This window comes from Thermomicrobiales bacterium (assembly GCA_041390825.1).
GTDB lineage: Bacteria > Chloroflexota > Chloroflexia > Thermomicrobiales > UBA6265 > JAMLHN01.
This window is the reverse complement of record JAWKPF010000033.1, coordinates 39,435-47,053: the sequence shown is the minus strand read 5'-3', so window position 1 is coordinate 47,053 and position 7,619 is coordinate 39,435. Positions and strand designations below refer to the sequence as shown.

Here is a 7,619-nt window from a genome sequence, read left to right as displayed (position 1 = left end):
GCGAGGAATGACGCACGCGCCGATTCGAAGAACGGAAGCGCCGCCTCGGGACGTCCTCGATCTTGCTCCACGACGCCCATACTGAAACTAGCCTGTCCGACCCACTCCTCGGCGCCGGATTTCCTCGCCAAATCGAGTCCGGCAAGCAGGTGCGCCTCGCCGTACTCGAATTTCCCTTGCTGGATAGCGACCATTCCCATCGCAACCGTTGCGCGCGCGTAGTCTGCTGATTCGCTTTCTGCGGTAAGCGCCAAGGCGATTTCCAGACAGGCATGAGCGTCGCGCAGCGCCCCTCGCGCAAACCAGTGCGGAGCGAGCGCCGCCACCGCTCGAACAAGCTCACCATGTTGTCCCGAGCGATGAAGCCAATCGAGCGCAGCCAGCGCAGGCGCCCGATCCACTCCGGTTATGTCGAATGCCATGTCGCCACCGGCAGCAGTCATTGGGTACTCAGCGGGCACCTGCAGTGCCACCTCGACAATATGCGCGGCGAACCTGTTGTGGCTGGCAACGAAGTCGTCGCTCGCGGCGAGTTTCTCGAGCGCGAACTCACGAACGGTATCGAGCAGCTGGAATCGCACCCACTCAACCCCGTCACCACGGAGAATGTTGGATGGCTGCACCAGAGACTTGCTCACGAGCGACGAAATCGCGTCCAGCGGATCGACCGACAGGTCATCCGCGAGCGCTTCCACTGCTGCGATCGCGAAGGTTCCTCTCGGCACAGCGAGCCGCCGAAACAGGACCTGTTCGCTCGGCGAAAGCAGGTCGTAGCTCCATGCAAGCGCGGCGCGCAGCGATCGGTGCCGGTCGGGAGAATCGAGCGGTCCCGATCCCAGCGCCTCCAGCGGGCGATCGAGCCGCGCAAGCAACACGCCGGGAGCCAGCATCCTGCTCCTCGCCGCGGCAAGCTCGAGCGCCAACGGCAGCCCGTCCAGCCGAATACAGATGCCCGCGACCGCGGCGGCATTGGCATCGTTCAGCCGAAAATCGTGCTGGACCGCCCGGGCACGCTCCTCGAAAAGGAGTACTGAATCCAGCTTTCGCAGCTCGCTCGTCGTCATCTGTGCCGTGGTCGATGGCACTCCGAACGGCAAGATGGGAAAGACTTGCTCGCCACGGATTTCCAGTGGCGCTCGGCTCGTGACGATCACCCGAGTCGACGGAACGGCCAGTAGCTCACCGACGGCAAGAGCTTGATCCAGGAGATGCTCGAAGTTGTCGAGCACGATCAGCGTCGGATTGCGCTCGAGCGCCCCACGGATGGCACGCGGCAGTCCCAGGTCTGGCTGGTCCGCGACGTTCAGTGCGCGGCCAACCGCCTGCAGGACCGACTCCTCGCTGCCCAGCGCGGAAAGTGCGACATACCCGATGCGCAACCCGAGGTCGGCTGCAATCTCCGGCGACACCTCAGCCGCCAGGCGTGTCTTGCCGACCCCGCCCGGTCCGACAAGGCTGACGAGACGGACCGCCGGATCGGCGAACAGCGCCCGAAGCTCACCCCGCTCCCGATCGCGGCCGAGAAAAGAGGTGAGAAACCTTGGAGGTTGAGCAACGCTCGTCACGCGTGTGAACCTGGTTCGCCTTCGGGCGAAATCAATCTGCTATGCAACACTCTGCTTCGGACGGTACTGTAGCGCTTCTGCCAGATGCTGAGCTGACACCCCATGTTCTCCGGCCAGATCGGCAATCGTGCGCGCGAGCTTCAGGACACGATGATAGGAACGCGGCGAGAGGCTGAGCTGGGTAACCGCGTGTCTCATCATGGCGTCACTCGTCGCATCGAGCGTCACGAACTGCTCGAGCTCGCGCGCGCTCATGTCGGAGTTGGTGAGGGCAGCTGATGCATGCAATCGATCCGCTTGCCGCTGCCGTGCTTCAGTGACACGAGCCTGAATGGCTGGAGACGCTTCGCCGGTGCGGCGAGACGACAACTTGTCGTATTCGACGCGCGGTACTTCGACGTGAATATCGATCCGATCGAGCAACGGGCCGCTGATCTTCTTCTGATAGCGCTGAATCTGCGCGGTTCCGCATCGGCATTCGCGCACCGGATCGCCATAGTAGCCACATGGGCACGGATTCATGGCCGCGATCAACATGAAGTTCGCGGGAAACGTGACTGTGCCCGATGCCCTGGCGACACTGACTCGCCGGTCTTCCAGCGGTTGGCGCAGCATCTCGAGCGTGGACGACATGAACTCCGGGAGCTCGTCCAGAAACAAGACGCCTCGGTGCGCAAGACTGACCTCGCCTGGTCTCGGCCATGTCCCTCCACCAATCAGTCCGGCGTTGCTCGTTCCATGATGTGGAGACCGGAAAGGACGTTCGCGCAGCAATGGCGTCTCGGGTGGCAGCAACCCCCGTACCGAGTAGATCTTGGTGACCTCGAGCGCTTCAGTGATAGTGATTGGCGGCAGAATCGACGGCATCGCCCGGGCCAGCATGGTCTTGCCTGACCCCGGTGGACCCGACATGAGCACGTTGTGGCCGCCGGCAGCGGCAATCTCGAGTGCCCGCTTGACGTGTTCTTGTCCGCGAATCTCGGCGAAATCGGAACGCGACGTGTCAGATCTGTCCGAGAGTCCCTCCTGAGGACGAAACGGCTCGATCGGCAGTTCGCCATTCAGGTAGTTCACGACGTCGGCCAACGTGCGCACTGCGATAACGTCGATGCCCCCGATCAACGCTGCCTCGGGAGCATCGTCCGCCGGAACAATGGCTCGGCGCAAGCCCCGTTCGGCCGCCAGCGAAATCATCGATATGATCCCGGGTGTGTGCCGGACATGCCCGTCCAGTGATAGCTCACCGACGATCAACGTATCGGCAACGTCGGCATGAATCTGACGTGAAGCGATCAGGATTCCAACTGCGATCGGCAAGTCGTAGGTTGGGCCTGCTTTCTTGAGATCGGCTGGAGCAAGATTGACCGTGACATGCCCACCGGGTACACGGCCGCCACTGTTGCGAATGGCCGCCCGCACCCGTTCCCGGCTCTCCTGCACAGCGGCATCGGGCAATCCGACGATGATGATGCCGGGTATCCCGCTGCCGACATAGACCTCGACCTCGACCAACACGCCGTCGAGCCCCACGACGGCGCAACTATTCACCTTTGCAAGCACGCGGGTATCCCTTCGGCATTGACCAACTGACTATGCGGATCGTTCCACAATCGACATGAATGCATCCGCATCGACATGGAGCGCAAGCTGATGCACTGCAGGCAGCGTAGACCGCTCGAATGTCAACTTGCGTGAAAGCGCGCTCATTTCGACGATCGCTTCCATGGAGCGCGAGCCATGAAGATACTGCGGCACATCGAGGAAGGCAGCCAGAAGTGAATCGTCGATGCGCATTTCGTCGCCATCGAAGATCTGTGGCGCGTTGCGCTGGAGCACGGCCCTGAGCAGAATGGCCCGGCGAAGGGGGAAAGTCCGATCATCGGGAGCGTCTGGATTTGGTCCGAGCACGTTCACGAACCCACGCAGGCGGCTCAGGAAGTCGGTTGCTTTGGCTCCCGGAAGCTCGAGCGCACGGTTCTTGAACGATTCCATCGTGGCATGCGTGCCACCGGCGAAGATGAAAATCGCCGGTCCGATCGGCCGTACGATCCCATCCTGGGTAAAGGCGCCGTCTTGCATTGGCGCGAGGAAACTCACGAGCCAGCCAAGCTCCCGCCCATCCAACGCGCTGTCGAATTCGTCCCAGAAGACGAGCGGCAGATACTCGCGCAAGCGAAGGTCCCGCACCTGCTGGAATGCATTGGGCAGATCCATTGCGCTCTGGAACTGAGACAGGTTGAACTCCAGCGAACCGAGCCGGTTGCGTTCCGGAGCGATCACCGACGCCATCTGCTTGATGGCGAAAGACTTCCCTGAGCCTGGAGGACCAAAGACCGCGAGGTTGAGCGGCCGCGGTCGGCCTGGACTGGCGAGATATTCGGAGATGATATTTCGCACGCTCCGCATGCTCTCGATCTCGATGCGGTCGACCGACGACCAGTGCCCCATTGTCTCTAGCGGAATCTCATTGGCGACCCGATTGACTCCAAACCTGGCAATCTGCTCGGCAGCTTCGCGAAAGCTGCCCGCGGCGGTTGCATCGAAGATCCGCCAGCTCGCGTCGTCCGAGATGGGCACAGACTGGATGTCGCTTTCGGGGTCCGCTCCGCCGAAGATCGACTCTGCGACTCGTTGAATCGGAAACGAGATCTGCGTTCCCGCTTGGCTTGGCGCAGCCTCGAATCCGAGATCGTGCAGCACTCGCCCGGACTCGATTCCGCTGACAACAGCCCCTCGAATATCGGTGTTGGCGCCGTGCTGGGCAAGCTCCCAGGCCAGCGTTTCCAGGAGCACGGTTCCGGTGCCGAACTGCTGCCCGGGTCGCGATCGCTCCCAATCCCCTTCCTGATACTGAGGGTCATAGATGAGGAGATCTGGCCCATCTCGATCGACCACGACAGCGCCCGAGGCAAACAAACTGACGACGACTCTGCGAACCGAAAGGAGATCGTCTCTCATCCGAACCGCGGCCACTACGTCCTGGGCAGTGCGCTCCCAGGAGAGGGGCTGACCAATGGGCGCGCCCTCCTTGCGCAAATCTCCCACCGTGCAAACGAGCGTGGTTCGGTCGGCGGCATGCTCGACCAGGTGTGAATAGAGGGCTCCGCTGCCGAGTCCCCCGGTCTGACGGATGACGATCTGTACGCTCGTGTCCGCGATCTGCTTCGGCCAAAGATCTGCCCGATTGCGAAAATGCAGATTGCCGTCCTCGATGAGGATGGCGCCGGGACGCATGTCATCTGCCTGAACGTCGAGCGCGGATGGATGCACCGAGGCTGGATGCAGCCCAATGAACCGGTCCATCCGCCACACGAGCTCTTTGCCGCCCGTGGTGCGCGGCCGGAGAGCCCAGGATGAGAATGATCGTGTGATCTCCAAAGACGACGGATCGTCGCCGATTTCCGGTGGAATCACGGGACCAACGACGCGCATGGGGTTCGGCGCGAGCGCAGCCGTCGCGCTCAACACCTCGAGGCTGAGCGCCGCGCCACCAGGAACATGCGAGAGCCCGGGCCCCTCGGTCATCGACCAGAGATAGCGTGCCTCGATGGCGCCATGCCGGTCGCCGCCAGGTTCAGCAATACACCAATCGACTGTCGAATCGCCGACGATCAGGATTCCGCCCGGGCGGTTTCCGGTGTTGCTCATGCATTTCGCTCGTTTCACCTAGGAGCCAGAAGGATCGATTCCGCAGCGAAGAATACCGGACCCAGGCAGCGACTATGCGGTTCTCTGCGAACTTGACCGCATCGGGCCCCCGGTGGACGACAGCAGGCCGCGCACGCGCGCCGCTCCTAACGGTGTTCCAGGCGCACGACGGTTTCGACGTGGTGGGTCTGTGGAAAGAGATCGAAGATGGCTATGTCGACGACTCGGTATGACGATTTCGCAAGCCGCTTGAGGTCGCGCGCCAGCGTCGCCGGATCGCAGGACACATAGATCAATCGACGGACTTCGACGTTCGACAACCGGTCCGCCAGGCGGGCTCCCAATCCAGATCTGGGCGGGTCCACCACGATGAGGTCGGGTCGGAAGTCTCGTTGCTTGCGCCCTGAGATCCAATCGAGCGAATCTGCCGCAATGAATACGGTGTTTCCGATGCCGTTCCGCTCAGCGCCTTTCACCGCGCTGCGAATGGTCCTCGCGTCGGAGTCGACGCCGACCACCTTGTGAAATCGTGCTGCAAGGGGAAACGAAAAGAGCCCCGCCCCGCAGAAGAGATCCCAGGCGACTTCTCCACCTGGCTCGTCGGTTCCCACGACGCGCCCGATCAACGCAGGCAACAGGTCGAGCGAGGACTGGAAGAACGACCCTGGGTCGACCAGGTACTCATGTTCCGCAATTCGCAGCCAGAAGGCGCCTCCATCGATCGGAGGAAACGCCGGCGCGCTGCGAACCACCCCGTTCCCGCTCGCCAGGCTGATCGACGCCGGATACGGACGCGTGCTGCGCCGCAGGACATCCACCGCAGAGTTGAGCTCTGGTCTGCTGACCAGGCATCGATCCACAGGCACGATGCTGCTCGACCTTCGCTCGAAGAACCCGATGGTGCGCTGCTCCTGGTCGGTGTGCAGCTCGATCCGAGCCCGGGAGCCAAAGGGATGAGAAGCCGCGAAGATTTCGACCTCCGGCAGCAGATCGAATCCTCCGATCCGGACAAGGGCATCGAGCAGCATTTGGCGTTTGGCCTCGACCTGCGCCCGGTATTCGAGATGCTGGAAGTCACAGCCGCCGCACCTGCCGTACCAGGGGCAGGGAGCTTCGATGCGTGCAGGTCCGGGCTCGAGAATTCTGACAATCGAACCGCGCGCGACACCAGATCGCATCTCGTCGATTTCGACCTGGAGCCGGTCGCCAGGCGCCGAGCGCTCGACAAACACCACACCACGCGGTCCACGCAGTAGCCCGAGTCCGCCCGGTACGATCCGTTCGATCGTGCCTTCGATCCGATCACCAAGCAAGTATCCGGAGTCTGTCTGGTTCATGAAGACTTGACCATTTGCCGACCTGCGTCGCTCAGAATGCGGTCTCGGCCGATCTGGCCGATAATCTGCCCGTTTGAACGAGATGTAAGGAGATGGATTCGCTCGATGACCGGTAGTTTGATCAACGGAGAGGGACGCCTCAAGCTGGCTGTCCAGCGCAGCGGACGGTTGACGGAGGAAACGCTCCGCATCTTGCAGGGTATCGGGCTCGAATTCGAAACCTACGGCCAGCGACTCCTTTCTCACACGCGCAATTTTCCGCTATCGATCCTGTTTGGACGAGACGACGACATCCCCGGCTACGTCGGCTTTGGCACCGTCGACCTCGGCATCGTCGGCCGCAACCTCATCTACGAGGAAGAGGTCGATGTGGTCGAACTCACGGAGCTCGGGTTTGGGTTCTGCTCGTTGGTCGTCGCTGTCCTGCGCGACTCTCCATTTCAGACGCTCGACGATCTGAAAGACCGCAAGATCGCATCGTCCTATCCCCACTCGGCTCGCCGGTTCTTTGGGGAGCGAGGTGAGTCGCCCGAGATCATCACGTTGAGCGGCTCGGTCGAGGTGGCTCCGGCGCTCGGACTGTCCGACGCGATCGTGGAGCTGACTGCCACCGGTTCGACACTCGTTCTCAACGATTTGCGCCAGATTCACACCATTCTCGAAAGCCAGGCGGTGCTGGTGGCCAACCCGGCATCCTACGCCGACCCGGAGAAGCGCGCGAACATCGACCGGTTGCTCATGCGGATCGACGCGGTCCGGGCGGCGCGCCGCTACAAGTACGTCATGATGAACGCTCCGGTGGAGAAACTCGAAGCGATAAAGCAGGTGATTCCCGGTCTGAAGGCGCCAACGGTCGTGCCGTTGGCGATCGAAGGGTGGGTGGCCGTGCATACCGCCATCGAAGAAGACACCTTCTGGGAGATCATCGAGCGTCTGCGTGCCGCGGGCGCTCAGGAGATTCTGGTCACCTCGTTGGATAAACTCCTGCTATAGGTCGCCTTCAATTGCCGGGCATTTCGGGTACGCTTCCCACTTGCGCCATGCGCGCTCGTTTCACTCGCGTTCCATT

5 protein-coding genes are annotated in these 7,619 nt (G+C 62.1%); 1 reads left to right on the top strand and 4 read right to left on the bottom strand.

Going from position 1 to position 7,619, the window contains the following annotated elements; genetic code table 11:
* The 4 genes from R2855_16155 to R2855_16140 form a co-directional block, all read right to left on the bottom strand.
* Window positions 1-1,565: NB-ARC domain-containing protein (locus tag R2855_16155; protein ID MEZ4532526.1), on the bottom strand; the 1,565-nt coding region annotated here is incomplete at its 3' end.
* Window positions 1,566-1,604: 39 nt separating this feature from the next.
* Window positions 1,605-3,125, bottom strand: a complete 1,521-nt coding sequence (locus tag R2855_16150) for a YifB family Mg chelatase-like AAA ATPase (GenBank protein MEZ4532525.1) — start codon at window positions 3,123-3,125, stop codon at window positions 1,605-1,607.
* A gap of 30 nt (window positions 3,126-3,155) precedes the next feature.
* A complete protein-coding gene (locus tag R2855_16145) occupies window positions 3,156-5,213 on the bottom strand; it encodes a hypothetical protein (GenBank protein MEZ4532524.1) in 2,058 nt (685 codons plus the stop codon).
* Window positions 5,214-5,359: 146 nt separating this feature from the next.
* Window positions 5,360-6,550: a class I SAM-dependent RNA methyltransferase gene (locus tag R2855_16140; protein MEZ4532523.1), complete on the bottom strand. Its 1,191-nt coding sequence runs from the start codon at window positions 6,548-6,550 to the stop codon at window positions 5,360-5,362.
* Between the two features lie 105 nt (window positions 6,551-6,655).
* On the opposite strand from R2855_16140, the gene hisG reads away from it, so the two are divergent.
* Window positions 6,656-7,543 carry an ATP phosphoribosyltransferase gene (gene hisG / locus R2855_16135; protein MEZ4532522.1) on the top strand — a complete coding sequence of 296 codons (888 nt, stop codon included), beginning with the start codon at window positions 6,656-6,658 and terminating at the stop codon, window positions 7,541-7,543.
* Window positions 7,544-7,619 lie beyond the last annotated feature (76 nt).